Below are 26,072 nucleotides of genomic sequence, written 5' to 3' on the forward strand. Positions count from 1 at the left end.
TGTGAGGTGGCTGACCCACCGTTGTTGCCTGGGGCTTGCCCTGGTCGGCCCTGGCCTGGTGCTGGCCGACGACCTGCCGCCACCGCCCACGGAGATGTCTGCCATCGCCGATGCCACGTTGTACCTCGAGTTGCTGGTGAACCAGGTGCCCAGGGCTGAGCTGGTGCCGGTGCAGCAGCGTGCCGGGCAGTTGTACCTGGATAGCGAGGTGTTGCGGGCGGCCGGAGTTTCGCTGCCGGGCACCCCCCAGGGCGAGGTGGCGCTTGAGGCCATCGTGGGGATGCATGCCGACTACGACAGCCAGAACCAGCGGCTGCTGCTGCAAGTGCCGCCGGCCTGGCTGCCCGACCAGCAACTGGGCGACCGCAACCTGTACCCGGCCAGCGATGCACGCAGCAGTTTCGGCGCCTTGTTCAACTACGACCTGTACCTGAACGACACCGATGACGGCGGCAGCTACCTGGCGGCCTGGAACGAACTGCGCCTGTTCGACAGCTGGGGAACGTTCTCCAGCAGCGGGCAGTGGCGCCAGTCGTTCAATGGTGCGCCGACCGACGATATGCGCCAAGGCTTCTTGCGCTACGACACCACCTGGCGTTTCACCGACGAGCAGCGCCTGCTGACCTACGAAGCCGGTGACCTGGTGACCGGGGCCTTGCCCTGGACCAGCTCGGTGCGGGTCGGTGGCCTGCAGTTGTCGCGCGATTTCGCTGTACGCCCCGACCTGGTCACCTATCCGCTGCCGGCGTTCTCCGGTGAAGCGGCGGTGCCGACCTCGCTGGACCTGTTCATCAATGGCTACAAGTCCAGCACCAGCGAATTGCAGCCGGGTCCCTACACCTTGACCAACGTGCCGTTCATCAACGGCGCCGGGGAGGCGGTGGTGGTCACCACCGATGCCCTTGGCCGGCAGGTGTCGACCACCTTGCCGTTCTACGTCACCAGCAGCCTGCTGCAGCAGGGCCTGGCGGATTATTCGGTAGCGGCCGGCAGCCTGCGGCGTGACTACGGGGTGCGCGATTTTGCCTACGGCCCCGGGGTTGCTTCGGCCAGCCTGCGCTACGGGGTCAGCGACGTCTTCACCCTGGAGACCCATGCCGAAAGCGCCGAATCGCTGATGCTGGGAGGCCTGGGTGGCAACATGCGGCTAGGCAACTTCGGCGTGCTAAATGCGGCGCTGGCGCAGAGCCGGTTCGACGGCGACAAGGGCCACCAGGTCGCCCTCGGCTACCAGTACAACAGCCAGCGCATCGGCTTCAGCTACCAGCGCCTGCAACGCCATGGCGACTATGCCGACCTGACCCGGGTCGACAGCCGGGACATACAGCTGAGCCAGCGCAGCGAGCAGGTCACGCTGAGCCTGAACCTGAACGAATACGGCAACATCGGCGCCGGCTATTTCGATGTGCGCGCCGGCGACGGCACACGTACCCGGCTGATCAACCTGAGCTACAGCAGGCCGCTGTGGGGCAACAGCAGCGTTTATCTGTCGGCCAACCGTGAAGTGGGGGACAGCCAGTGGGCAGTGCAGGCGCAACTGGTGATCCCGTTCGACCTGCACGGCACCCTGGCCCTGGGCATGGAGCGCAGCCAGCAAGGCGAAACCCTGCAGCGGGTCAACTACAGCCGCGCGACGCCGGTGGGGGGTGGTGTTGGTTACAACCTGGGCTACGCCGCCGGTAGCGAGCGCGATGCCTACCGCCAGGCCGATGTCACCTGGCGCCTGCAGTCGGTGCAGTTGCAGGCCGGTTTGTATGGCAGCAGTGGAGAGATGACCCGCTGGGCCGACGCCAGTGGCTCGCTGGTTTGGATGGATGCCGGGCTGTTCGCTGCCAACCGTATCGACGATGCCTTCGTGTTAGTCAGCACCAGTGGTTACGCCGACGTGCCGGTGCGCTATGAAAACCAGGAGGTCGGCCGTACCGATGCCGATGGTCACCTGCTGGTGCCGTACAGCAGCGGTTACTACCGCGGCAAGTACGAGATCGACCCCATGGGCTTGCCGCCGGACATCCTCGCGCCGGAAGTGGAACAGCGGGTGGCGGTGCGCCGCGGCAGCGGCTACTTGCTGGAGTTCCCGCTCAGGCGCGTGCTGGCGGCCAGCCTCGAACTGGTGGACGCCGAACAGCAGGTACTCAAGCTGGGCAGCCGTGTCACCCATGCAGAAAGTGGCAGCCAGGCGGTGGTCGGTTGGGATGGCCTGGTTTATGTGGAGAACCTGACGCCGCATAACCGACTGCTGGTTGAGTTGCAGGGGGGCGGGCATTGCCAGGTGGCGTTCGACCTGCCTGAGTCGCAAGGTTCGATCCCGTTGATTGGCCCGTTGGTGTGCAAGTGAAGGCCTGCTGGCGTGGTTTGTGGGCATGCGCCTTGTTGTTGTGGGCGGGCTCGGCCTGGGCCAAGTGCACGTCAGTGTTGACTGCTCCGGCGGCGTTTGGTTCGCTCAACTCGACTCAGGTACGTGGCACGGTCCAGACAGCTTCCAGCACCAACTCGGGCCTGCAATGCAACGGTTCGGTGATCAGCGTGCTCAGTAGCACCGACTCCTTCAAGATCAAGATCACATCCACCACCAGCGGCCTGGTAGGGCCTACCGGGGATGTGATCCCCTACACCCTCTATGCCGACGCCACAACCAACTATCCGATCACCCGTGGCACCCCCTTCGAATTCAGGACCACCGGCATCCTCGACTTGCTCGGGTTGCTCAACGGTACACCGAAGAACGTGCCTATCTACATGCGCACGCAGGTGGGCAGCAACGTATCGGCGGGGCTATATCAGGAAATCCTCGATGTCGAGTGGACCTGGGACTATTGCGACGGGATTGGTGTTGGCGGGCTTTGCATCGGGCGAGACCAGGGCTCCGGTACCAGGACCCTGCTGGTAAGCATGACGGTGACCAACGACTGCCAGATCACCACGCCCAGCATCAACTTCGCCAGCGCGCCGGTGGTGGCGGGGTTCGGCACGGTGAGCCAGAGCCTGAGCGTGTCGTGCACCAAGGGCAGCAACTACACGGTGGGTCTGGATGACGGGCAGAACGTGGCCAATGGTCGACGGCGGATGAAGTCGGCGGCCAACAACTACCTGGCCTATGACATTTTCAAGGGCGCCGGTGCGGTGCGCTGGGGTTCGACAGGGGCTGCGCGGCGGGCCAGTGCCGATGCCGATGTGAACCCCGGCACGGGGACCGGCACCGGTAGCCAGGTGTTCAACTACAACGCCAAGGTCTACACCGACCAGGCTACACCCCCGGCTGCGACCTATACCGACAGCGTGATTCTGGATGTGCAGTTCTGAGCGCAGGGACCTTGTGGGAGCGGCGGTCCGCGTAACCTGTGGGAGCGGCTTTAGCCGCGAAGAATCCAACGCGGTGCATGGCACCGGCTACGCCGGTGTTCGCGGCTAAAGCCGCTCCCACAGGGGCCCTGCTAATTCCATGAGTCATGTGCAGTCCTGTGAGAGCCGACTTGCCGGTGATGGGCCGTTTCAGTCAGCGCAAATCGCCAACCATCTTCGCCAAGGTCTCAAGCACCGCCCCGGCCAACGCCTTCGAGCGCGCCCCCGACCACCCGGTGACGGCATCCGGTGCGTCGTCATGGTCCTTGAACGGCATTTCCAGGGTCAGTGACAGGCAGTCATGCGCCATCCCCACCGCATTGCAGGCCAGCGTCGTGTTGGCTTGCCCCGGTTCGTCGCGGGTATAGCCATGCACGGTCTGGAAGTCGCGGGTCAGGCTGCACAGGGTGCTGCGGAACTGCTCCTCCAGTTTGGCCAGACGCGGCGTGTAGCCCGGGTTGCCCTCGCAGGCCGCGGTGAACACATGGGGAATCTCTTCGTCGCCATGCACGTCGATGAACGCATCCACGCCGTGTTGCTTCATCTGTGCCTGGGCGAAGAAAACCTCGGGGCTCAGCTCGACGCTGGCGTCTTGCCAGGCACGGTTGAGGTCCTTGCCCTTGAAGTTGGTGCGCAGGTGGCCGAGGAAGGCACCGTCGGGGTTCATGTTGGGGATCAGGTACAGGTCGGCCTTGGCCAGCAACTGCCGGATCACCTCGTCGTTGGCCTGCAGACGGTCGATCACGCCCTCCATGAACCATTCGGCCATGTGTTCGCCCGGGTGTTGCTGGGCAATCAGCCACAGCTTGCGCTTGCCTGCGGCACCATCACCGGCACGCAGCAGGGGAATGTCGCGGCCCTGTACGCTGCGGCCACTGGCGAGCAATTCCACCCCCGGCAGTTGCCGTGCACGTTCGATCAGCTGGTTGTGACGAGCACGCGGGTAGGGCTCGAAGTAGGCGAACCAGATGTGCGGCTGTTCGGCCTTTACCTCGAACGACAGCGCCGTGCCGTCGAACTGGCTGGGGACGCGGAACCAGGTTTGCTGGTCGTAGGAGGCCACGGCGTTGTAGCCGCTCCAGGCGTTCTTGTAGGAGGAACCGGAGGCGTTGTCGAGGCTGAAGCGATGGACCTGGCCTGGCGTCAGCCCGCTGACCTTGAAGTGGAACCACTGGTAGTGGCCGCTGTGGGTGTCCGGGCGGATGGCCAGGTGCACCCGGGCCGGGTTGCTGGCATCCAGCACCTGGATGTTGCCGGAGTCGAAATCGCAGTCGATCTGCAGGGGGGACAGCGTCACGGTCATGTGCCGGGCTCCTTCTGGGGGCTTTGTTGTGAGGGTACTGTACACGGCTTGACAGGGTTGCTGTGCGAGATCAGGCGACGCGGGGGCGATCTCATATGTTTCCTACAGGCTATTTGAAGAACTGACTCGGCGTGATACCGAACTGGCGCTTGAACATGCTGGCGAAGGCACTGGGGCTGTCATACCCCAGCGTCCCCGCCACATCGATGATCCGCTCGCCCAGGGCGATCCGCTCCAGTGCCTGCATCAGCCGCGCCTGCTGGCGCCACTGGCCGAAGGTCATGCCGGTTTCCTTGCGGAACAGGCGCTGGATGGTCTTTTCGTCCACTCCCAGCTGCTGGCCCCAGTCGGCCACGGTGGCGTTATCGTCAGGCCGCTCGTGCAGCGCGGAGCAGATCGCCTGCAGGCGCTTGTCGCCGGGCTGCGACAGCTTCAGCGGCAAGGTCGGCAGCACGCAGATCTCGTCGAGGATCAGGCGCATCACCCGGGCTTCACGCGAGTCTTCGGCAAACGGCGCGGTAAAGCCTACGGAGGCCTTGATCAGTTCGCTGAGCAACGGCGAGATACTGATCGCCTTGCTCTGCAGGGGCAACTGCACTGCCGCGTCGGCGCGCACGAACACACTGCGCATCTTCACCTCGCCCACGCAGCGTATCGCGTGCACCTGGCCGCAAGGCATCCATACGCCGCGGCTGGGAGGCACGGTCCAGCGTTCGTTACCGGACTCGACGATCATCAGGCCTTTGGTGGCATAGATCAGTTGATGCTTGGCATGGCTGTGGGGCTCGATGAACCAGTCGGTCGGGTAGTCCGTCGCACGGCTGCCCACCTCCCAGCTCCACTCATCCACCTCCACCAGCAATTCGTGCTGCGGCTTCAGCATTTCGACCTCATGTACGGGCAGCCTGGCACGCCCACTTTAACAGCAGCGGCTGGGGCGGGCTTGCGAGCGGGTTGCCGGCAGCAGCGCGGTGGCCAACCCCAGCAGCGGCAGGAACGAGATGATCTGGTACACCCACTCGATGCCATGCCGGTCGGCCAGTTCGCCGAGCCCGGCGGCGCCGATGCCGCTGATACCGAACATCAACCCGAACATCACCCCCGACACCATGCCGACCCGGCCCGGCACGGCCTCCTGGGCATACACCACCAGGGCGGCGAAGGCCGAGGACATCACCAGGCCGATGGCCACCGCCAGTACCGCCGTCCAGGCCAGGTTGGCGTAGGGCAGGGCGAGGGCGAAGGGCGCCACGCCGAGGAACGAGACCCAGATCACCGCCTTGCGCCCGATACGGTCACCCACCGGGCCACCAGCGAAGGTGCCCAGGGCCACGGCCGCGAGGAACACGAACAGGTACAGCTGGCTGTGCTGCACGCTCAGGCCGAAATGCTCGATCAGGTAGAAGGTGAAATAGTTGGTGAACGAGGCGATGTAGACGAACTTGGCGAACATCAGCACGGCGATGACCGCCACGGCGCGCCACATGGCGCCACGCGACAGGCCGGGGGCCTGCTGGCCGGCGAAGGTCTTGAGCCGGGTCTGGCCGTGACGCACGGTCCAGCCGGTCACCCGCAGCAGCACGAATACCGCCAGCGCGGCCGCCAGCATGAACCAGGCGATGGCCGGCTGGCCGTGCGGAATGACGATGGCAGCGGTCAACAGCGGGCCGAGGGCCGAGCCGGTGTTGCCACCGACCTGGAAGGTCGATTGCGCGGTGCCAAAGCGCCCGCCGGAGGCCATCCTGGCCACTCGCGAGGCTTCGGGGTGGAAGGTCGCCGAGCCCACGCCGACCACCGCGGCAGCCACCAGCAGCATTTCATAACTGCTGGCGAAGGCGAGCAGGGCGATGCCCACCAGCGTCACCAGCATGCCGGCCGGCAGCAGGTAGGGTTGCGGGTGCTTGTCGGTGTACAGGCCGACCCAGGGTTGCAGCAAGGACGCGGTCACCTGGTAGATGAGGGCGATCCAGCCGATCTGGGCAAAGCTGAGTGCGAAATCGCTCTTGAGCATCGGGTAGATGGACGGCAGCACGGCCTGGATCAGGTCGTTGAGGAGGTGGGCGAATGCCGCAGCGCCGACGATGCGGACCAGAAAGCCCTGGGGTTGGTCGGCAGGTGTGGTGGCGGCCATGGAGGCGGTGGAGGTCGTCATGGGCGATCTTCTTCTGGCGAAAGGGAACAAGGCATTTGCCGAAGAAGGGTAGCCAGTGCCCGGTTTGCCTGTCTCACGCCGAACAGGCAGCCACTGTCGCGTTTCGGACATTCCGGGCCTGACGCCCTGAATTCGCAGGCGGTCCGCGTACCCTGTGGGAGCGGGTTCACCCGCGAAGAATCCAGCGCGGTGTATGGCACCGGCTGCGCCGGTGTTCGCGGCTAAAGCCGCTCCCACAGGGTCCCTGCTGACACTTGGCCGCCCTCGAATTCATCGTTCGTGCCGCGCCGCCCAGCGCAGCAATGCTGCAATCGGTACGCTGCGGTGAGCCTCGTGTCGGTAGGGCTTGCCCTCGGCGGTAAAGCGTTCGCGATAGCGGCTCAGCACCAGGCTGCGGCCATCGGCCGAAACCCGGGCCTCCAGTTCATGCAGCAACAGCGGTTGCCGGGCAGCGCCTTCCAGGCGCCTGAACAGCAGCATGGCGCCTTGGGCATCATTCTTCATGGGCACCCCCTGCGCACTCCACTGGCCAGGTGCCCGGCTCGCCGGCCTTGCCTTCTGCCACCCGGTTGCTGCGCCGCTGCGCGGTGTAGTCACGCATCGCAACGTAGTAGTCAGGCCAGGTGCGCAGCAGGTCGGTCAGTGGCAGTGCTTCGGCCCGTGCATCGACGATGCCGCCGGCCGTGGCTACGTTGCCCATGGTTTCGACGGTATCGCTGTTGCCGCCAAACGGGTCCAGTGCCAGGCCCAGCAGCGTGCCTGTGGCATCACGCAGGTTGTGGGTGCCCAGCAGCGGCAGCTCGACGATGGGGCCAGAGGCGATGTCCCACACCCCGAAAGTCTGGCCAAAGTCCGAGCGATGCTGGCTCAGCCCCATCTTGCCAGACACGTCGACGAGCCCTGCCACACCCAGGGTGGTGTTGAAGATGAAGCGGGAGAGGCTGGTCATCGCCCGTTCGCCGTTGCCCTGCAGCAGGTCGTTGACGAACACCTTCGGCTCACCGAAGTTGCTGGCAAAGTTGTGCATGCCCTGCTGGGCAAAACCGGGCAGCGCGGTGTAGCCCCGTGCGACGGGGGCCAGCAGATAGTCGTCGACCGTGCGGTTGAAGGCGAATACGGCGCGGTTGGCGGGCTCCGCCGGGTCACTGACCTGATAGGCGACATTGCCGCAGGCCGCCGTGGCCGGTGCACGTTGGCTGCAGCCTCCCGCCGCAAGCAGCGACAAGGCCAGCGCGGCTGAGCGCGCTGAGCGGGAGGCGGATGATGAACGGGACATAGATACATTCCTGGCAAGAACTGGCAGCGATGCTGCGCAGTTTTCTTTGCCTGGTAATGTCCGGATTGTCTCGGCGTCGACACTTTGTTTCCGGGTTGAAATATATGACGGCTACGTGGGGATGGCCTTAAAGTACGGCTTGATAACCTTGTTTTGCGGTGCTTTTTTGTGAGCCATTTGCTGATAGTCGACGATGATGTCGAGGTGCTCGACCTGCTGCAGAAGTTTCTCTGCCAACATGGCTACGAGGTTGATGTGGCCAAGGATGGCAAGGCGCTGTGGCAGGCCGTCGAGCGGCGGGTGCCGGACCTGGTCATCCTGGATGTGATGCTGCCTGGCGACAGTGGCCTGGTGTTGTGCCAGCGCCTGCTGGCCGAGCACAAGGTGGCAGTGATCATGCTCACCGCCATGGGCGAGTTGAGTGACCGGGTGGTTGGCCTGGAGCTGGGGGCAGACGACTACCTGACGAAGCCGTTCGCCGCCCGTGAACTGCTGGCCCGGGTGAGGGCAGTGCTGCGCCGTGCCGGCGAAGCGGCCGGGAGCGCGGCGGGCCATGCCTGCGCGACCCTGGAGTTTGCCGGCTGGCGGCTGGATGTGGTGCGGCGCGAGCTGCGTTCGCCGGACAACGTCATGATCCCCTTGTCCAACGGTGAGTTCGAGCTGCTGCTGGTGTTCGCCGAACATCCGCGGCGGGTGCTCAGCCGCCAGCAGTTGCTGGACATGGCCCGTGGCGATGCCTACGACGCCTATGATCGCAGCATCGACGTCCAGGTCAGCCGGCTGCGCCGCAAGCTTGAAACCGACAACGGCAACGAGCCCTTGATCCGTACCCTGCGCAACGCCGGTTATTTGTTCACGCCCACGGTCGCGAAGCGATGAAGCTGCTCGCCTGGGTTCGCCAGGCCCTGCCACGGCCCAGGATCACCATTGCCCGCTGGATCGCGCTGACCACCCTGACGGCGATGCTGTTCCTGTTGCTGCTCAAGGGGCTGTTCAGCCTGTTGCTGAGTGTCTGGGCCCAGCCACCGCTGCTGGAGAGCGGGGTGATCGAGAAGGTTGCAGCGGTCACTCGCATCCTCGACGTCGCGCCCATGGCGCAGCGCGCCAACATCGCCAGTGCGGCGGGCGACGGCTCATACTCCGTGCGCTGGCTGCGCCGCCATGACGAAGCGGGCGTACCCGTGCTGGTCGATGCCGAGTTCAGCGAGGGCACGCCTATCCTGCGCGCATTGCTCAAGCGCCCGGATGCCAGGGTCGAGGCCTTCGCACCGTCCGACATGCCGGAGTACGCACCTGAACGTGGTTATGCGCTGATGATCGAGCTGACCGACAAGTCCTGGGTGCTGTTCCGTGCCACCAGCCGTAGCTGGGGCCTGGACGAACTGCCGCGCAACCTGATCATCCTCGGGCTGATGCTGGTTTCCAGCCTTGTCGTCGCGCTGCTGGCCACCCGCTACCTGGCCAAGCCGCTGGAGCGCTTTGCCGAAGGTGCGCGGCGTTTTGGCAAGGACTTCAACGCCCCGCCCATTCCGGTGGTCGGCCCGCACGACCTGCGTCAGACCATTCTTGCGTTCAACGCCACCCAGGCGCAGCTCAAGCATTTTCTCAACGACCGTACCCAGATGCTCGCGGCCATCTCCCATGACCTGCGTGCACCGCTGACCCGCATGCGCTTGCGCGCCGAGTTCATCGACGATGCCCAGCTACAGGCCAAGTTGTTCAAGGACGTCGACGAGATGCAGGCGATGGTAGATGCGGCGTTGGGGTTTTTCCGTGATGACGCGCGGTTGGAACAGACGACCGTATTCGACCTCGGCGAGCTGCTGCTGACCGTGGTGGACGACTTCAAGGATGCGGGGGTCGAGGTCGGCCTCAGCGGGCCGCGTCGCTGTGTGTATACGGGGCGGCCGGTGGGTATCAAGCGGGTGCTGGTCAACTTGATCGACAATGCAGCGAAATACGGCTGCGAGCCCACGGTGGTGTTGGCGGTAAACGCCAGGCAGATCGAGATTACCGTGCAGGATCGCGGGCCGGGCATTGCGCCGGAGCTGCACGAGCAGGTATTCGCGCCGTTCTACCGTATCGAAGGTTCTCGCAACCGCAATACCGGTGGCGTGGGGCTGGGCCTGCCCGCAGCACGTGCCATCGTGCTGGAGCAGGGGGGCAGCGTGACCCTGGGCAACCGCCCGGGTGGCGGGCTGGAAGTCAGGATCATGCTGCCGCAGGGCTGATCAGAGCCCCAGTTCGCTGAGCCCGGGGTGAACTCGGTGGGGCCGATGCCGAAGGCGCCGATGGCCAGGGTTAACAGGACGCGCCCGCCCTTCATTGCGCGTGTGCCTGTCTTGGGGTGGCCTCCGTCAGTTGGGCTTTTTTCTCATTGAATTGTGGCAATACGTATTCGGCAATTTCGCGCAGGGTTTCGTCCAGCGGCCGCACGTTACGCCTCAGGTGCAGGCCGATATGGTCGACGCCCGCCGTACGCAGGGCGCGGAGCTCGGCCGCCAGCGCCTTGCGGCCGCCGCGGAAACCGAAACGCCAGCGTTGCAACGGTTCGTCAGGGTTGTCCGCCAGGTCCAGGTGGATGAAGCTGCTGTAGGGCTTGTTGCCTGCCACCGCGCGCCAGGCGGCGACCCGGTGCCGGTGGTCGTCCGGTGTGCCGGGGTAGGCCAGGCAGCCGTCGAGGTTGCTGCCGGTCCATTCCGGGCTCTGCTGGGCCAGGCCGGCTACCAGCAACGGTAGCGGCGAAGCGGTGCTGGGCAGCACGGTCAGCCCTTCGGGCAGGTGGCCGTTGGCACCATCACGCAGCAGCGCGACCTGTTTGCGAAATGCGTCGCCACGCCCCTCGAAATCCCGGCCGAACAGTGGGTACTCCACCGGCCGGTCACCACTGGCCACGCCCAGCAGCAGGCGGTTGCCACTGAGGCGCTGCACGCTGTTGGCCGATTTCAGGGTCAGCAGCGGTTCGCGAATCGGCAGCACCACGGCAGCCGTGCCAAGCAGGATGTCGCGGGTTACCCCGGCCAGGTAGCCGAGGTAGGCAAACACCTCGAACACCTGGGCGGCATCGCCGAACGACGGGTCGTACAGCGGCACATCGCGGACCCACAGGGCGCGGTAGCCCAGGCGGTCGGCCAGTTGTGCCAGTTCTGCGTGGCGGGCCAGGTCCGGCTCGCCGAACTGGCGGCCATCGCGGCGCCGCGCCTGGTCGCCGGCGGGCGTCCAGTCGTGGTCCAGCGGCGCTTCCAGGCCGATGCTGAAGCCGCCAGCGGTCAGGCGTTCGAGGGGCGTTGTCATGGCATCAATCCCAGATTGGCGCCAGGCCGTCAGGGCTGACTTCACGGCCGTTGCGCTCGAGCTTGGCGATGCGTGCCATGTCGTCAGCGTCCAGCTTCAGGTCACGAGCGAGCAGGTTGCTGGCCAGGTTTTCCCGCTTGGTCGACGACGGGATCACCGCGTAGCCCAGCTGCAGGGCCCAGGCCAGGGCAACCTGGGCCACGGTGGCCTTGTGCTTGGCAGCGATGTCGGCCAGTACCGGGTCTTTGAGCACCTTGCCGTAGGCCAGGGTCATGTACGAGGTGACGGTGATGCCTTGCTCCTTGAGGAACGCGGTCAGCTTGCCGTTCTGCAGGTAGGGGCTGAGTTCGATCTGGTTGGTGGCGATTTCGCCTTCGCCGACCACTTCGATGGCCTGGCGGGTCAGTTCGATGTTGAAGTTGGACACACCGATCTGGCGGGCCAGGCCCAGCTTCTTGGCTTCGGCCAGGGCGGCCATGTACTCGGGCAGCGCAACGCCGTTGCCTGGGGCCGGCCAGTGGATCAGCAGCAGGTCGACGTAGTCGGTGCGCAGTTTTTTCAGGCTGTCGCGCAGGCTGGGGACCAGCTTGTCGGCGGCGTAGTTTTCGACCCAGATCTTGGTTGTGATGAACAGCTCGCCGCGCTTGACGCCGCTTTCGGCGATGGCCTGGCCGACGTCGGCTTCGTTCTTGTAGATCTGTGCGGTGTCGATGACGCGGTAGCCAAGTTCCAGGGCCGACTTGACCGAATCGATGACGGCTTGGCCGGTTAGGCGAAAGGTGCCGAGGCCGAAGGATGGAACGCTCATGGATCTGCTCCTGGTGAGTGAGGGGGTGAGCCGAATCGAGGTTGGTCGCTCGGATTCGATCGCTCTTCGTGTGGGGAGCAGTGTGCGGCTTTGAGGGGAATTGATTAAGGTGGGGCGGGGCCAAGGTCATTTGACCGGGAGGCAAGAATAGGTCGCTGTGCCGTGACTGTTGCTGGGGGAATGCAGGGTAAACCTGTACCGGCCTCTTCGCGGGTGAACCCGCTCCCACAGGGACCGCGCCGCACTCAAGAACGGTGCAGTACCTGTGGGAGCGGGTTCACCCGCGAAGAGGCCGCTACAGGAAAATGAAACGGCCCGCCATATAGGCGGGCCGTCTGGCATTGCAAGGTGACGATCAGCGCCGGCGGAACAGCGGCAGCGGCTCGTCGGTGGCGGCCTGGTAGGTCACCGAGAAGTCCTTCAGGCTTTGCAGCGCGTCTTCCGGGTCCTTGTCGGCGCGGATGGCGAACGCGTCAAAGCCGCAACGGGCCATGAAGAACAGCTGGTCGCGCAGCACATCGCCGATGGCGCGCAGTTCGCCCTTGAACTTGTAGCGGTCACGCAGCAGGCGCGCATTGGAGTAGTTGCGCCCGTCGGTAAACGCCGGGAAGTTCAGTGCGATGACCTGGAAGTGCTGCACGTCTTCGCCGATTTCTTCGGCTTCTTCGTCACTGTCCAGCCATATGCCCAGCCCGCCGTCACGGGCCTTGAGCGCATGGGCATGGTCGCGCCACATCTGCAGCGGGACGATGTAGTCGTCGCAGTTGGTCAGCTCGTCAAAGGACGTTTCCTTGGGCAGCAGATGCCAGGTTTCGTCGACGATCTGGTTGTTCTTAATGATTCGCTGCATAGACGCGTTCCTTGAAGGGGTCGATGCCGATACGCTGGTAGGTGTCGATGAAACGCTCTTCCTCGGTACGTTGCTCGACGTACACGGCGATCAGCTTTTCGATCACATCGGCCATGTCATCCTGGGCGAAGGACGGGCCGAGAATCTTGCCAAGGCTCGCGCCACGCGCGGCATTGCCGCCCAGCGACACCTGGTAGAACTCCTCACCCTTCTTGTCCACGCCGAGGATGCCGATGTGGCCCACGTGGTGGTGGCCGCAGGCGTTCATGCAGCCGGAGATATTCAGGTCGATCTCGCCGATGTCGAACAGGTAGTCCAGGTCGTCGAAGCGGCGCTGGATGGATTCGGCAATCGGGATCGACTTGGCGTTGGCCAGCGAGCAGTAGTCACCGCCCGGGCAGCAGATGATGTCGGTGAGCAGGCCGATGTTCGGGGTAGCGAAGCCGTTTTCGCGCAGTTCCAGCCACAGGGCATGCAACTGACGCTGCTCGACGTCGGCAAGAATGATGTTCTGCTCGTGCGACGTGCGCAGGAAACCGAAGCTGTAGCGCTCGGCCAGGTCGGCCACGGCGTCCAGCTGCTTGTCAGTCACATCGCCCGGGGCAACGCCGGTGGGCTTCAGCGACAGGGTCACGGCCACGTAGCCAGGGCGCTTGTGGGCGCGGGTGTTGCGCGAGCGCCAGCGGGCGAAGCCTGGGTACTCGGCGTCCTGCGCGGCGTAGTCGACGTTGTCCAGGGCCAGGTAGGCCGGGTCGACGAAGTGGCGCGATACACGCTGCACTTCGGCTTCGGTCAGGGTGGTGCTGCCGCCGCGCAGGTGGACCATTTCGGCCTCGACCTTCTCGGCGAACACTTCCGGGGTAAGGGCCTTGACCAGGATCTTGATCCGCGCCTTGTACTTGTTGTCACGGCGACCGTAACGGTTGTACACGCGCAGGATGGCGTCAAGGTAGCTGATCAGGTCCTGCCACGGCAGGAACTCGTTGATGAACGAGCCCACCACCGGGGTACGGCCCAGGCCGCCACCGACCAGCACACGGAAGCCCAGCTCGCCAGCGGCATTGCGCACCGGCTCCAGGCCGATGTCGTGCACTTCGATGGCGGCGCGGTCTTCCTGCGAGCCGTTGATGGCAATCTTGAATTTGCGCGGCAGGTAGGCGAATTCCGGGTGGAAGGTGGTCCACTGACGGACGATTTCGCACCACGGGCGCGGATCGACGATTTCGTCTGCGGCCACACCGGCGAACTGGTCGGTGGTGGTGTTGCGCAGGCAGTTGCCGCTGGTCTGGATCGCGTGCATCTGCACGGTGGCCAGTTCGGCGAGGATGTCCGGGATGTCCTCCAGGGCCGGCCAGTTGAACTGCACGTTCTGGCGGGTGGAGATGTGGGCGTAGCCCTTGTCGTAGTCGCGGGCGATCCTGGCCAGGGTGCGGACCTGGGTGGCGTTCAGCTGGCCGTACGGCACGGCGACGCGCAGCATCGGCGCGAAACGTTGGATGTAAAGGCCGTTCTGCAGGCGCAGAGGGCGGAATTCTTCTTCGCTCAGCTCACCGGCCAGATAGCGGCGGGTCTGATCACGGAACTGCTTGACGCGGTCCTCGATGATCCGCTGATCGTACTCGTCGTATACGTACATAAAAGTCCTGTCTCAGGCATGCAGCTATTCGCGCGCACGGCCGCGCACTCCGCTTCGGAGCCGGGGAACGATAGCAGGTTGCGTTTATGCGCTAAAGTGATGTTTTTGCATATGAAAAGAACCAAATGGACTATGTGAGACTGACTGCCATTTATGCGCTGGGCGTGGCTTGGCGTTTATAATCCGGCGTTTGCTTCGCAGGGATGTCAGCCCATGCTCAAGGCGTTGTGCCAAAGCTTGTGTCTTGCCTTGCCGCTGGCGGCAAGTGCGCAGCCGGCTTCGGTGGTTTTCCTCAACCCGGGGCTGTCCACCGAGACGTTCTGGACCAGTTATACCCGCTTCATGCAGGCCGCTGCAGACGATCTGGGCATGACCCTGCACGTGGAATACGGCGAACGCCGCGCCGACCTGGCGCTGACCCAGGCCAGGGCGATCCTGGGCGGACCGCAGCGGCCGGATTACCTGGTCCTGGTCAATGAGCGGTACGTGGCGCCGGAGATCATTCGGCTGTCGCGTGGCACCGGCGTCAAACTGTTCCTGGTCAACAACGGCCTGACTGCCAGCCAGGCCCGTAGCATCGAGGCCCAGCCGGGCAAGTATGCCGAGCTGCTGGGCACCTTGACGGCCAACGACGAGCAAGCGGGTTTTGAGATGTTGCACCAGATGGTCGCGCAATTGCCCCGCGACAGTGGGCCGGTGGACCTGCTGGCGTTTGCCGGGGTCAAGACCACCCCGGCCTCGCAGCTGCGCGAGGAGGGCATGCGCCGCGCCCTGGCCGACTTCCCCCAGGTGCGCCTGCGCCAGGTGGTATATGGTGGTTGGAGCCGCCAGCGCGCCTACGAGCAGGCGCAGCAACTGGTGGAGCGCTACCCGGCCACCCGCCTGGTATGGTCGGCCAACGACGAAATGGCCTTTGGTGCCATGCAGGCGTTCGAAGAGGCAGGGCGCAAGCCGGGGCGCGATGTGCTGTTCAGCGCCATCAACAGCTCGTCCGAGGCCCTGCATGCACGTATCGACGGGCGTCTTAGCGTGCTGATGGGCGGGCATTTTACCCTCGGCGGCTGGGCCATGGTGATGCTGCACGATGATGCCCAGGGGCTGGCGGTGAACCGCGACGGCCTGCGCGAGCATCGCATCCCGGTGTTGCAGTCGATTGACCAGGCCAAGGCAACCCGTTGGTTGAAACTACTGGAACGGCCCGACTACGGTATCGATTTCCAGCATTACAGTGCCGAAGGGCGGCCGCCCGACTATAAGTACCCATTTCTGACATCACCGATCAATTATTGAAAGACCTTGCTTGAGGGAAGGGCATTGCTCGTCTTAACTGCTGGTGGTGAAGTGCATTCCCATAACCACTACAAGAGGCAATGCAATGGGAAACTCAACCAAGGTCCGCAAAGCTGACAGCAGCGTCGATGCCTGGGCGATCCTCTGCCTGATCGTTCTGGTGGTGGTCACTGCCGTGTATTGGGTCAGCCACCAGTAGACTTGTATTCAAGACCGTGATGCAGCCAGAGCGCCTGCGGGAGGGAGTCCCGCAGGCGTTTTTGCTAGCGCGCAAGGTGCAGGGCCAACTGCACCAGGCCGATCAGTACGGCAATGAACACCAGGGTGAACAGCGTCCCCAGCGCAATGAAATGGCTGGCCTTGCCGTGGGTGAAGTCGCGGGCGCGGTTCTTGCCGCTTTGCACGCCGAAGGCGGCAGCGAGGATGCTGTGCAGCATCTGCCAGAAGGTAGGGGGCTTGCCCTGGCTGGAATCGTCCATGGTGGCTCCTGAGGAAATCAGAGGCAATCAGGGACAGTGTAGGTGGCTATTGGGGCTGCTGTGCAGCCCATCGCGACACAAGGCCGCTCCTACAAGGGATTGCACTCTCCTGTAGGAGCGGCCTTGTGTCGCGATGGGCCGCAAAGCGGCCCCAAGGGTCTTAGCTGTCGTAACCCAGGTTAGGCGCCAACCAGCGCTCGCTGACACTCACATCCTGGCCCTTGCGCGCGCTGTAGCGCTCGATCTGGTCCTTGTCGACCTTGCCCACCGCAAAGTACTGCGCCTGCGGGTGGGCAAAGTACCAGCCGCTGACCGCCGCTGCCGGGAACATCGCAAAGTGGTCGGTGAGGAACACGCCGCTCGGCCCGGTCTCACCGATGGCAGTGCCATCAAGCAGGCGGAACAGGGTTTCCTTCTCTGTGTGGTCCGGGCAGGCCGGGTAGCCGGGGGCCGGGCGGATGCCGCGGTACTGCTCCTTGATCAGCGCCTCGTTGTCGAGGTGTTCGTCGCGGGCATAACCCCAGTGCTCTTTACGCACCTGCTCGTGCAGCCATTCGGCACAGGCCTCGGCCAGGCGGTCGGCCAGGGCCTTGACCATGATCGAACTGTAGTCGTCGCCCTTGTCCTGGTAGGCCTTGGCCACTTCCTCGGCACCGATGCCGGCGGTAGTGATGAAACCGCCCACGTAGTCGGTAACGCCACTGGCCTTCGGCGCGACGAAGTCGGCCAGCGACCAGTTGGGCTTGCCGTCCGGCTTGATGGTCTGCTGACGCAGGTGGTGCAGCGTAGCCAGGGCCTGGCCGTCCTCGCCGTACACTTCAATATCGTCATCGGCTACCTGGTTGGCCGGCCAGAAGCCGAACACTGCGCGGGCGCTGATGAGTTTTTCGTCGATCAGTTTGTCGAGCATCTCGCGGGCATCCTTGTACAGCGCCGTCGCCGCCTCGCCGACCACTTCGTCGGTGAGGATGCGCGGGAACTTGCCGGCCAGGTCCCAGGAGATGAAGAACGGGGTCCAGTCGATGTACTCGGCCAGCGTGCGCAGGTCGATGTCTTCCAGCACCTTGACGCCGGTGAAGGAGGGCACCGCTGGCTGGTAGCCAGCCCAGTCGTACTGCGGCTTGGCGGCGATAGCCTGGGCGTAGCTCAGGCGCTCGGTGCGGGCACTGCGGTTGGCGGTGCGCTCGCGTACTTCTTCGTATTCCTGGCGGGTCTTCTCGACGAAGCCGGCTTTCAGCTCCTTGGACAGCAACTGGGTGGCAACACCGACCGCGCGCGAGGCGTCGGTGACGTAGACCACGGCGTCGTTGCTGTACTTGGGCTCGATCTTGACTGCGGTGTGCGCCTTGGAGGTGGTGGCGCCGCCGATCATCAGCGGCAACTGGAAGCCCTGGCGTTGCATTTCGCGGGCCACGTGGACCATCTCGTCCAGCGACGGCGTGATCAGGCCGGACAGGCCGATGATGTCGCACTTCTCGTCGCGGGCGGTTTGCAGGATCTTCTCGGCCGGCACCATCACGCCGAGGTCGACGATGTCGTAGCCGTTGCAGCCCAGCACCACGCCGACGATGTTCTTGCCGATGTCGTGCACGTCGCCTTTTACCGTGGCCATCAGGATCTTGCCCTTGGCTTCCGGCTTGTCGCCTTTCTCGGCTTCGATGAACGGAATCAGGTGCGCTACCGCCTGTTTCATCACGCGGGCCGACTTGACCACCTGGGGCAGGAACATCTTGCCCGCGCCGAACAGGTCGCCGACCACGTTCATGCCATTCATCAGCGGGCCTTCGATCACTTCGATCGGGCGGGCGCACTGCTGGCGGCATTCCTCGGTGTCTTCGACGATGAACGCGGTAATGCCCTTGACCAGCGCGTGCTCCAGGCGTTTTTCCACCGGCAGCGAGCGCCACTCTTCGTTTTCCACTTCCCTGGTTGCGCCGCCGCCCTTGTAGTCGTCGGCAATGGCCAGCAGTGCGTCGGTGCCATGCGGGGTGCGGTTGAGCACCACGTCCTCGACCTTTTCACGCAGGGCAGGTGGGATCTCGTCATAGATCTCCAGCTGGCCGGCGTTGACGATACCCATGGTCAGGCCGTTCTGGATCGCGTGGTACAGGAACACCGAGTGGATGGCTTCCCGCACCGGGTTGTTGCCACGGAACGAGAACGACACGTTGGACACACCGCCCGAGCTCAGGGCGTGCGGCAGGTGGTCGCGGATGTAGGCGCAGGCCTCGATGAAATCGACGGCGTAGTTGTTGTGCTCTTCGATGCCGGTGGCGACGGCGAAGATGTTCGGGTCGAAGATGATGTCTTCCGGCGGGAAGCCCACTTCATTGACCAGGATGTCGTAACTGCGTTGGCAGATCTCTTTCTTGCGCGCGGCCGTGTCGGCCTGGCCGACCTCGTCAAAGGCCATCACCACCACGGCGGCGCCATAGCGCTTGCACAGGCGAGCGTGGTGCTTGAACTGCTCGACGCCTTCCTTCATGGAAATGGAGTTGACGATGCCCTTGCCCTGAATGCACTTGAGGCCCGCTTCGATCACTTCCCACTTGGACGAGTCGATCATGATCGGCACGCGCGAGATGTCCGGCTCGCCGGCGATCAGGTTGAGGAAGCGGACCATGGCGGCCTGGGAGTCGAGCATCCCTTCGTCCATGTTGATGTCGATTACCTGGGCGCCGGCTTCGACCTGCTGCAGGGCGACTTCCAGGGCTTCGGTGTAGTTCTCTTCACGGATCAGTCGGGCGAACTTGGCAGAGCCCGTGATGTTGGTGCGCTCACCGACGTTGACGAACAGCGACTGGCGGTCGATGGTGAACGGCTCCAGGCCCGACAGGCGGCAGGCCTTGGCGATTTCCGGAATCTCGCGCGGCTTGTACTTGGCCACGGCCTCGGCAATGGCCTGGATGTGGCCCGGCGTGGTGCCGCAGCAGCCGCCGATGATGTTGAGGAAGCCGCTGGCAGCGAATTCCTCGACCACCACGGCCATTTCGGCCGGGGTTTCGTCGTATTCACCAAAGGCGTTTGGCAGGCCGGCGTTGGGGTGGGCCGAGACATGGGTGTCGGCCTTGGTCGCCAGCTCTTCCAGGTACGGGCGCAGGTCCTTGGCGCCAAGGGCGCAGTTCAGGCCCACGGAAATCGGCTTGGCGTGGCGCACCGAGTTCCAGAACGCTTCGGTGGTCTGGCCCGACAGGGTACGGCCCGAGGCGTCGGTGATGGTGCCGGAGATCATGATCGGCAGTTCGATGCCGTCTTCCTCGAACACCTGCTGCACGGCGAAGATCGCCGCCTTGGCGTTGAGGGTGTCGAAGATGGTCTCGATCAGCAGCAGGTCGGCGCCGCCCTCGATCAGGCCGCGGGTGGCCTCGATGTAGTTCGTTACCAGCTCATCGAAAGTGACGTTGCGGTAGCCTGGGTCGTTGACGTCCGGGGAAATCGAGCAGGTGCGGCTGGTAGGGCCGAGCACGCCAGCGACGAAGCGCGGCTTGTGCGGGGTTTCCAGGGTCTTGGCATCGGCCACCTGGCGGGCGATGCGCGCGCCCTCGACGTTCAGCTCGTAGACCAGCGATTCCATGCCGTAGTCGGCCTGGGAAATCTGCGTGGCGTTGAAGGTGTTGGTTTCGAGGATATCGGCGCCGGCATCCAGGTAGGCCTTTTCGATGGCGGCGATCACATCCGGGCGGCTGAGCAGCAACAGGTCGTTGTTACCTTTGACATCGCTTGGCCAATCGGCGAAACGCGTGCCACGATAGTCGTGTTCCTCGAGCCGGTAGCTTTGGATCATAGTACCCATGCCGCCGTCGAGGATCAGGATGCGCTCCTTGAGTGCGTTCTGGAGTGCTTGGAGACGAGCGCTGCGGTCGGACATAGGAACTACCTGGTCGGGCGAATTTCAGAAGGTGCAGAATCATAACAAAGCTGCGCGGTTTTTAGGCGCATCGCCTATTTGCATGAAAATGGCTCATGTTGGGCGGGCGTCGGCAAAGCAGGGCACCCAAGGACGACCAGGCAACAAATCGTGATGGCTTTCAATACCCAGGACTTTCCGCACATGGTGCATCGTATTCTTGCCGGCGTTTTCGCCCTGCTCATCTGCAGTGTGGCGTTCGGGCAAGCCCCCCAGTCGAGCCCGGCTATTTCCTACACCCGGGACATTCAACCGATCTTCACCGAGAAATGCGTGGCCTGCCACGCCTGCAACGACGCCGCCTGCCAGCTGAAGCTGGAAAGCCCCGAAGGCGCGGTGCGCGGCGCCACCAAGGTGCCGGTGTATCAGGGCGAGCGCAGCAAGGCAGTGCCCACCACGCGGCTGTTCTACGATGCCCACAGCGAGGGCGAGTGGCGCAAGAAGGGCTTTTACTCCGTGCTCGACAGCCAGGGCAGCCAGGCCGCGCTGATGGCGCGCATGCTCGAGCTGGGGCACAAGACCCCGCTCACGCCCAATGCCAAGCTGCCCGAGGAAATCGTCCTGGGCCTGAACCGCAACAACATGTGCCCGTTGCCGCAAGAGTTCGATGCCTATGCCGGTGCCCATCCCAAGGAAGGCATGCCGCTGGCGGTGACCGGCCTGACTGACAAGGAATACGACACCATGCGCCGCTGGTTGGCCGCCGGTGCACCGGTCGAGTACCAGCCGATCAAGCCAAGCGCGGCCGAAGCCAAGCAGATTGCCGACTGGGAAGAGCTGCTCAACCGCCCGGGTTCCACCGAGGCGCTGGTCGGCCGCTGGCTGTACGAGCACCTGTTCCTGGCGCACATCTATTTCGTTGGTGGCGAGCAGGGCCACTTCTTCCAGTGGGTGCGTTCGCGTACACCGAGCGGTCAGCCGGTCGACCTGATCGCCACGCGCCGCCCCAACGACCCGCCGGGCACCGACTTCTACTACCGGTTGATCCCGGTGCAGGGCGTGATCGTGCACAAGACGCACATCACCTATCCGATGGGGCCGCAGAAGCTCAAGCGGGTCAAGCAACTGTTCTACGCCGGCGACTGGCATGCCACTGCGCTGCCAGGCTACGGCCCGCGCCACCGGGCCAACCCGTTCGAAACCTTCGAAGCGATCCCGGCAGTGGCGCGCTACCAGTTCATGCTGGATAACGCCGAGTACTTCGTGCGCACCTTCATCCGTGGCCCGGTATGCCGTGGGCAGATTGCCACCGACGTGATCCGCGACAACTTCTGGGCGTTGTTCCAGGAGCCGGCCCACGACCGCTACATCACCGATGCCAAGTACCGTGGCGAGGCCACGCCGCTGCTGGCCATGCCTGGGCAGATCGATGACGTGGGCAGCGTGCTGAGCCTGTGGCACGCCTACCGTGACAAGCGCAACGAGTACGAAAAACTGCGCCGCGAAGCCTACGCCGACATGCCGGCCCCGGGCTGGGCGACGTTGTGGGCCGGTAACGACAACGCGTTGCTGAGCATTTTCCGCCACTTCGACAGCGCCTCGGTGACCAAGGGCCTGATCGGTGATGTGCCGCTGACCGTGTGGCTGTTCGACTACCCATTGTTCGAGCGCACCTATTACCAGCTGGCGGTCAACTTCGATGTGTTCGGCAACGTCTCGCACCAGTTGCAGACGCGCCTGTACTTCGACCTTATCCGCAACGGCGCCGAGGTCAACTTCCTGCGCCTGATGCCGGCCGACCAGCGCAAGGCGATCCTCGGCGACTGGTACCAGAACAGCGGCAAGGTAAAGATGTGGATGGATTATGAAGACATCGACACCGACACCCCGAGCGGCATCCAGCTCGACCCGCGCAACCCCAAGCGCGACTTCGGCCTGAAGCTTCTGCAGCGTACCGGCAGCCTGAATGCCGCGCCTGACCCCATCAACCGCTGCCAGGGCGCGTTCTGTTCACGGCCGCAGGTCAGCGAAGAGTTCCGCAATGCCGAGCAGTCGCTCAGCCGCCTGGTGTCGCGCCCGGCTGCCGGGTTGAAGGTGATCAACCAGCTGCCCGAGGCAACCATGCTGCGCATCGAAGGGCAGGGCGGCCAGCGCCAGGTGTACAGCCTGCTGCGCAACCGCGCGCACAGCAACGTGGCGTTCCTGCTGGGCGAGGCGTACCGCTACCAGCCGGGGCTGGATACCCTGACCCTGTACCCGGGCGTGCTCAGCAGCTACCCCAACTTCATCTTCAACATCCCCACCAGGGATGTGCCCGAGTTCGTCGAGGACATGGAGTATGCGAAAGATGACCCGGCCAGGTTCGAGCGCATCGTCATGCGCTGGGGTGTGCGTCGCAGTCACCCAGAGTTCTGGCACTACTTCCATGACCTGAACAGCTTCATCAAGGAGACCGAACCGGTCGAGGCGGGCGTGCTGGACATGAACCGCTACGAAAACCTCTGATCGGTTGGGCTGACCTTTCCGATTACCCTGCGGTCGGACTTGCTGGGTGGTCCTGATCGATTGCAAGGGGGCTGCTTTGCAGCCCTTCGCGGGTAAACCCGCTCCCACAGGTATGGCACCGCTCTCGAGGTCAGCGCTAACCCTGTGGGAGCGGGTTTACCCGCGAACGAGCGCGTAGCGCTCGCCCCTGCATTCGAGCCTGGGCCTCAATGCACCGGCAACTGCAGGGTTCTCCATGCTGTATTCGCTTCAGGCACTGCGGGCGTTCGCCGCCTGGGTGGTGGTCTGCCACCATTTCATGCAGATCTTCTTCGACTTCCAAGCCTCCGGCCCCATCGGCCAACTGCTCACCGACCGCGGTGCCGCAGGCGTCGATATCTTCTTCGTCATAAGCGGGCTGGTCATCTATCTGTCGACCCGCGACAAGGCCATCGAGCCCCGCCAGTTCCTGCTCAACCGGGCGCTGCGTATCGTTCCGGCCTACTGGTTCTACACGGCGCTGATGGCAACCCTGCTGTTGGCCTTCAGCCAATGGATGCCGCACCAGGCATTCACCTGGCACCACCTGTTGCTGTCGCTGCTGTTCATCCCGGCGGAAAACCCCGGTGGCTACGGCTTGTACCCGACCCTGAACGTGGGCTGGACGCTGAACTTCGAGATGTTCTTCTATCTGCTGTTCGGCCTGGCCTTTCTGGTGCGCCAGCGTCATCACCAGTTGCTGGTCACCGCCGCGCTGCTGCTGGCAAGCGAGATACTGGGCAGGCTGGGCGTGCTCAGCCGCTTCTACAGCAACGACATCATCTACGAATTCCTGCTCGGCATCGGCCTGGGCGTGCTGCACCGTCGCGGGCTGATTCACCAGGGCCGCTGGCTGCCGTTGGCCTTGCTGGCGGTGGCGGGTCTTGCCATCTACCACCTGGACGCTTCCCGGCGCTTGCTGCACTGGGGCGTGCCGAGCGCAATGATCGTGCTGGCCTTCGTCGCCCTGGAGCCGGTGTTCCGCGGCAACCGGGTGCTCAAGGCGCTGGGCGACTGTTCGTATTCGGTGTACCTGGTCCATGTGCTGGTGCTGTACGCCGGCTGGTTCGCCAGCCAGCGCCTGCAGTTGAACCCGTACCTGGTGTTTGCCCTGTGCGTGCCGTCCATTGGACTAATGTCGTGGTTCAGCTACCAGTGGCTGGAGCGCGGCCTGTACCGGCGCATGCAGGCCTGGCTGGCGGCGCCACGGGGGCGGGCCCCTGAATATGCGCTTTCCCGAGTCAAATACTAGGACTTTGTTCGAAGGCCGGGTTGGCGTACACTTGGCCGCAAGTCTGTGAGGAACCTACATGAGCGCTATAACCATTACCGACGCCGCCCATGACTACCTGGCCGATCTGCTCTCCAAGCAGAACACGCCTGGCATCGGCATTCGCATTTTCATCACCCAGCCGGGCACCCAGTACGCCGAAACCTGCATCGCCTACTGCAAGCCGGGCGAAGAGAAGCCTGACGACACCGCCGTGGGTCTGAAGAGCTTCACCGCTTATCTGGACGCGGTCAGCGTGCCGTTCCTGGAAGACGCACTGGTCGACTATGCCACCGACCGCATGGGTGGCCAGCTGACCATCAAGGCGCCGAATGCCAAGGTGCCGATGGTCAACGAAGACAGCCCGATCAACGAGCGCATCAACTATTACCTGCAGACCGAGATCAACCCCGGCCTGGCCAGCCACGGCGGCCAGGTGAGCCTGGTGGATGTGGTCGACGACGGTATTGCCGTGCTGCAGTTCGGTGGTGGTTGCCAAGGCTGTGGCCAGGCCGACGTGACCCTGAAGGAAGGCATCGAGCGCACCCTGCTCGAGCGTATTCCCGAACTCAAGGGCGTGCGTGACGTGACTGACCACAGTCAGAAAGAGAACGCCTACTACTGAGGATGACGCGCTCCTACAGGGATCGCGTTGAACACACTCCCTTAGCAACAAAGTGTTACTGTTTCAACCCCTGCGACAACAGGCCGCAGCCCGTATTCAAAGGGCTGCAGCCGATCCTTGCCTTCGTCGGGTAGAACCCCTCGGGGTGTCGTGCCAGAATGCCCCGGTTTTTCGACCGGCCCGTCCCGAGGGCCGGCACCTTCCCTGTAAAGGATGGTTTCATGAATGATCTATATACCCGGCGCGCAGTTGTCGCCGGGATGGGCGTTCTCGGGCTTGGCCTGCTCGCAGGCTGCAGCCCGGCCCGGGGGCTCGAGTTCAAGTACGGCAAGAACATGAGCAACGAAATCCTTGGGCGCAAGTTCAGCCTCAAGGACACCCAAGGCAATGTGCGCACCCTGTCGAGTTTCTACGGCAGCATGCCGATGATCTTCTTCGGCTTCACCCAGTGCCCGGCCGTGTGCCCGACCACCCTGGCGCGCGCGGCGCAAATCCGCAAGCTGCTGCGCGGCCGCGATCGCGACCTGTTCCAGGTGGTGTTGATTACCCTGGACCCGGAGCGCGACACCCCCGAGGTGCTCGATGCCTACGTGAAGGCGTTCGACCCGTCGTTCACCGCGCTGACCGGCACCCCCGAGGAAATCGCCGCGGTGGCCAAAGAGTTCAAGGTGTTCTACGAGAAAGTCCCGGCCGGTGATACCTATACCGTCTCTCACTCGTCCACCAGCTACGTCTACGATACGCGTGGCACCCTGCGCCTGAGCCTGGGCCATTCCCTGACCGCCCAGGAATGCGCCGAAGACCTGGTCACCCTGATGGAGATCTGCTGAATGTCGATGCAACCGATCAAGCACGGCCTGGCTGCCCTGGTCCTGATGGGCCTGGCGCTGCCGGCCCTGGCCCAGACCACCGTGAGCGACGCCTGGGTGCGGGCGACCGTGCCGCACCAGCAGTCCACCGGTGCCTTCATGACCCTGACCGCCAGCAGCGACAGCAAGCTGGTGGGCGTGGCTTCGCCTGTGGCCAAGACTGTGCAGGTGCACGAGATGACCATGAACGGTGATGTAATGGGCATGCGTGAGGTCAAGGCGGTCGAGTTGCCGGCCGGCAAGGCGGTGACCCTCGACCCGAACAGCCTGCATGTGATGCTGATGGGCCTGAACAACCAGGTGAAGGAAGGCGAGAAAGTGCCGCTGACCCTGACCATCGAAGATGCCAAGGGGGCCAAGGAAACCCTGGACGTGCAGGCCGAAGTGCGTGCGCTCAACGCCGAGGCGGGCGGTGGGCATGATCACATGCACATGAAGCACTGATCAGGCTGAACCCTTTGGGGGCGCTTTGCGCCCCATCGCGACACAAGGCCGCTCCCACAGGAGA

21 protein-coding genes are annotated in these 26,072 nt (G+C 64.0%); 10 read left to right on the plus strand and 11 right to left on the minus strand.

The window, feature by feature from the left end; translation table 11 throughout:
* Nucleotides 1–40 precede the first annotated feature (40 nt).
* Together RR51_RS16145 and RR51_RS16150 are read left to right on the plus strand one after the other, a co-directional pair.
* Nucleotides 41–2,338: a fimbria/pilus outer membrane usher protein gene (locus RR51_RS16145; protein ID WP_039614112.1), complete on the plus strand. Its 2,298-nt coding sequence runs from the start codon at nucleotides 41–43 to the stop codon at nucleotides 2,336–2,338.
* On the plus strand, nucleotides 2,335–3,303 hold the full coding sequence (locus RR51_RS16150) for a Csu type fimbrial protein (RefSeq protein WP_039614078.1): 969 nt from the start codon (nucleotides 2,335–2,337) through the stop codon (nucleotides 3,301–3,303). Before RR51_RS16145 ends, RR51_RS16150 begins: the two co-directional genes overlap by 4 nt.
* A 193-nt stretch (nucleotides 3,304–3,496) precedes the next feature.
* Here RR51_RS16150 and RR51_RS16155 read toward each other — a convergent pair whose 3' ends face one another.
* The 5 genes from RR51_RS16155 to RR51_RS16175 all read right to left on the minus strand — a co-directional run bounded on the left by RR51_RS16155 (nucleotide 3,497) and on the right by RR51_RS16175 (nucleotide 8,073).
* The gene (locus RR51_RS16155; protein WP_015269738.1) at nucleotides 3,497–4,645 is read right to left on the minus strand and encodes a M14 family metallopeptidase; all 1,149 of its coding nucleotides are present in this window, start codon (nucleotides 4,643–4,645) and stop codon (nucleotides 3,497–3,499) included.
* Between the two features lie 109 nt (nucleotides 4,646–4,754).
* Nucleotides 4,755–5,528: an AraC family transcriptional regulator gene (locus RR51_RS16160; RefSeq protein WP_003256408.1), complete on the minus strand. Its 774-nt coding sequence runs from the start codon at nucleotides 5,526–5,528 to the stop codon at nucleotides 4,755–4,757.
* 36 nt (nucleotides 5,529–5,564) lie between these two features.
* Nucleotides 5,565–6,797, minus strand: a complete 1,233-nt coding sequence (locus RR51_RS16165; protein ID WP_039614079.1) for an MFS transporter — start codon at nucleotides 6,795–6,797, stop codon at nucleotides 5,565–5,567.
* 270 nt (nucleotides 6,798–7,067) lie between these two features.
* Nucleotides 7,068–7,301: a hypothetical protein gene (locus RR51_RS16170; protein WP_039614080.1), complete on the minus strand. Its 234-nt coding sequence runs from the start codon at nucleotides 7,299–7,301 to the stop codon at nucleotides 7,068–7,070.
* Nucleotides 7,291–8,073: an MlaA family lipoprotein gene (locus RR51_RS16175; protein ID WP_039614081.1), complete on the minus strand. Its 783-nt coding sequence runs from the start codon at nucleotides 8,071–8,073 to the stop codon at nucleotides 7,291–7,293. Before RR51_RS16175 ends, RR51_RS16170 begins: the two co-directional genes overlap by 11 nt.
* Before the next feature lie 168 nt (nucleotides 8,074–8,241).
* Between RR51_RS16175 and RR51_RS16180 the strand changes: the two genes are divergently transcribed.
* Both RR51_RS16180 and RR51_RS16185 read left to right on the plus strand, forming a co-directional pair.
* Complete coding sequence (locus tag RR51_RS16180; RefSeq protein WP_039614082.1) at nucleotides 8,242–8,952, plus strand: response regulator; 711 nt, start codon at nucleotides 8,242–8,244, stop codon at nucleotides 8,950–8,952.
* On the plus strand, nucleotides 8,949–10,304 hold the full coding sequence (locus tag RR51_RS16185) for an ATP-binding protein (protein WP_039614083.1): 1,356 nt from the start codon (nucleotides 8,949–8,951) through the stop codon (nucleotides 10,302–10,304). The genes RR51_RS16180 and RR51_RS16185 overlap by 4 nt, the downstream gene beginning before the upstream one ends.
* Nucleotides 10,305–10,395: 91 nt before the next feature.
* Here the strand turns inward: RR51_RS16185 and RR51_RS16190 are convergent, their stop codons facing one another.
* The 4 genes from RR51_RS16190 to RR51_RS16205 all read right to left on the minus strand — a co-directional run bounded on the left by RR51_RS16190 (nucleotide 10,396) and on the right by RR51_RS16205 (nucleotide 14,661).
* Nucleotides 10,396–11,367, minus strand: coding sequence for a TIGR03571 family LLM class oxidoreductase (locus RR51_RS16190; RefSeq protein ID WP_039614084.1), 972 nt, complete (start codon nucleotides 11,365–11,367; stop codon nucleotides 10,396–10,398).
* Between the two features lie 4 nt (nucleotides 11,368–11,371).
* Nucleotides 11,372–12,175 carry a 2,5-didehydrogluconate reductase DkgB gene (gene dkgB, locus RR51_RS16195; protein WP_039614085.1) on the minus strand — a complete coding sequence of 268 codons (804 nt, stop codon included), beginning with the start codon at nucleotides 12,173–12,175 and terminating at the stop codon, nucleotides 11,372–11,374.
* Nucleotides 12,176–12,530: 355 nt separating this feature from the next.
* Nucleotides 12,531–13,025 carry a DUF934 domain-containing protein gene (locus tag RR51_RS16200; RefSeq protein ID WP_013971943.1) on the minus strand — a complete coding sequence of 165 codons (495 nt, stop codon included), beginning with the start codon at nucleotides 13,023–13,025 and terminating at the stop codon, nucleotides 12,531–12,533.
* On the minus strand, nucleotides 13,009–14,661 hold the full coding sequence (locus RR51_RS16205; protein ID WP_013971944.1) for a nitrite/sulfite reductase: 1,653 nt from the start codon (nucleotides 14,659–14,661) through the stop codon (nucleotides 13,009–13,011). The genes RR51_RS16200 and RR51_RS16205 overlap by 17 nt, the downstream gene beginning before the upstream one ends.
* Before the next feature lie 213 nt (nucleotides 14,662–14,874).
* Between RR51_RS16205 and RR51_RS16210 the strand changes: the two genes are divergently transcribed.
* Complete coding sequence (locus RR51_RS16210; RefSeq protein ID WP_039614086.1) at nucleotides 14,875–15,951, plus strand: ABC transporter substrate-binding protein; 1,077 nt, start codon at nucleotides 14,875–14,877, stop codon at nucleotides 15,949–15,951.
* Between the two features lie 263 nt (nucleotides 15,952–16,214).
* Here the strand turns inward: RR51_RS16210 and RR51_RS16215 are convergent, their stop codons facing one another.
* Nucleotides 16,215–16,430 (minus strand): DUF2970 domain-containing protein, encoded by a 216-nt coding sequence (locus tag RR51_RS16215; protein WP_003256398.1) that lies wholly within the window; start codon nucleotides 16,428–16,430, stop codon nucleotides 16,215–16,217.
* 160 nt (nucleotides 16,431–16,590) lie between these two features.
* Nucleotides 16,591–20,298, minus strand: coding sequence for a methionine synthase (gene metH, locus RR51_RS16220; RefSeq protein ID WP_013971946.1), 3,708 nt, complete (start codon nucleotides 20,296–20,298; stop codon nucleotides 16,591–16,593).
* A gap of 183 nt (nucleotides 20,299–20,481) precedes the next feature.
* Between metH and RR51_RS16225 the strand changes: the two genes are divergently transcribed.
* The 5 genes from RR51_RS16225 to RR51_RS16245 all read left to right on the plus strand — a co-directional run bounded on the left by RR51_RS16225 (nucleotide 20,482) and on the right by RR51_RS16245 (nucleotide 26,008).
* Nucleotides 20,482–22,782, plus strand: a complete 2,301-nt coding sequence (locus RR51_RS16225) for a fatty acid cis/trans isomerase (RefSeq protein WP_039614113.1) — start codon at nucleotides 20,482–20,484, stop codon at nucleotides 22,780–22,782.
* Between the two features lie 235 nt (nucleotides 22,783–23,017).
* Complete coding sequence (locus RR51_RS16230) at nucleotides 23,018–24,052, plus strand: acyltransferase family protein (RefSeq protein ID WP_039614087.1); 1,035 nt, start codon at nucleotides 23,018–23,020, stop codon at nucleotides 24,050–24,052.
* Nucleotides 24,053–24,110: 58 nt separating this feature from the next.
* Complete coding sequence (gene nfuA, locus RR51_RS16235; protein ID WP_003250416.1) at nucleotides 24,111–24,695, plus strand: Fe-S biogenesis protein NfuA; 585 nt, start codon at nucleotides 24,111–24,113, stop codon at nucleotides 24,693–24,695.
* A 221-nt stretch (nucleotides 24,696–24,916) separates the two neighbouring features.
* The gene (locus RR51_RS16240) at nucleotides 24,917–25,525 is read left to right on the plus strand and encodes an SCO family protein (RefSeq protein WP_024086651.1); all 609 of its coding nucleotides are present in this window, start codon (nucleotides 24,917–24,919) and stop codon (nucleotides 25,523–25,525) included.
* Entirely contained in the window at nucleotides 25,526–26,008 is a 483-nt protein-coding gene (locus tag RR51_RS16245; RefSeq protein ID WP_013971950.1) for a copper chaperone PCu(A)C, read from the plus strand. It abuts the gene before it with no gap.
* Nucleotides 26,009–26,072 lie beyond the last annotated feature (64 nt).

It is taken from the genome of Pseudomonas sp. C5pp (genome assembly GCF_000814065.1).
Classification (GTDB): domain Bacteria; phylum Pseudomonadota; class Gammaproteobacteria; order Pseudomonadales; family Pseudomonadaceae; genus Aquipseudomonas; species Aquipseudomonas asiatica.

Coding starts and splice junctions, on each gene's coding strand:
- RR51_RS16205 (WP_013971944.1), bottom strand. CDS start 14,661: ATGTACGTATACGACGAGTACGATCAGCGGATCATCGAGGACCGCGTC.
- RR51_RS16230 (WP_039614087.1), top strand. CDS start 23,018: ATGCTGTATTCGCTTCAGGCACTGCGGGCGTTCGCCGCCTGGGTGGTG.
- RR51_RS16155 (WP_015269738.1), bottom strand. CDS start 4,645: ATGACCGTGACGCTGTCCCCCCTGCAGATCGACTGCGATTTCGACTCC.
- RR51_RS16175 (WP_039614081.1), bottom strand. CDS start 8,073: ATGTCCCGTTCATCATCCGCCTCCCGCTCAGCGCGCTCAGCCGCGCTG.
- metH (WP_013971946.1), bottom strand. CDS start 20,298: ATGTCCGACCGCAGCGCTCGTCTCCAAGCACTCCAGAACGCACTCAAG.
- RR51_RS16245 (WP_013971950.1), top strand. CDS start 25,526: ATGTCGATGCAACCGATCAAGCACGGCCTGGCTGCCCTGGTCCTGATG.
- RR51_RS16200 (WP_013971943.1), bottom strand. CDS start 13,025: ATGCAGCGAATCATTAAGAACAACCAGATCGTCGACGAAACCTGGCAT.
- RR51_RS16225 (WP_039614113.1), top strand. CDS start 20,482: ATGGTGCATCGTATTCTTGCCGGCGTTTTCGCCCTGCTCATCTGCAGT.
- RR51_RS16160 (WP_003256408.1), bottom strand. CDS start 5,528: ATGCTGAAGCCGCAGCACGAATTGCTGGTGGAGGTGGATGAGTGGAGC.
- RR51_RS16170 (WP_039614080.1), bottom strand. CDS start 7,301: ATGAAGAATGATGCCCAAGGCGCCATGCTGCTGTTCAGGCGCCTGGAA.
- dkgB (WP_039614085.1), bottom strand. CDS start 12,175: ATGAGCGTTCCATCCTTCGGCCTCGGCACCTTTCGCCTAACCGGCCAA.
- RR51_RS16185 (WP_039614083.1), top strand. CDS start 8,949: ATGAAGCTGCTCGCCTGGGTTCGCCAGGCCCTGCCACGGCCCAGGATC.
- RR51_RS16240 (WP_024086651.1), top strand. CDS start 24,917: ATGAATGATCTATATACCCGGCGCGCAGTTGTCGCCGGGATGGGCGTT.
- RR51_RS16165 (WP_039614079.1), bottom strand. CDS start 6,797: ATGACGACCTCCACCGCCTCCATGGCCGCCACCACACCTGCCGACCAA.
- RR51_RS16215 (WP_003256398.1), bottom strand. CDS start 16,430: ATGGACGATTCCAGCCAGGGCAAGCCCCCTACCTTCTGGCAGATGCTG.
- RR51_RS16210 (WP_039614086.1), top strand. CDS start 14,875: ATGCTCAAGGCGTTGTGCCAAAGCTTGTGTCTTGCCTTGCCGCTGGCG.
- RR51_RS16190 (WP_039614084.1), bottom strand. CDS start 11,367: ATGACAACGCCCCTCGAACGCCTGACCGCTGGCGGCTTCAGCATCGGC.
- nfuA (WP_003250416.1), top strand. CDS start 24,111: ATGAGCGCTATAACCATTACCGACGCCGCCCATGACTACCTGGCCGAT.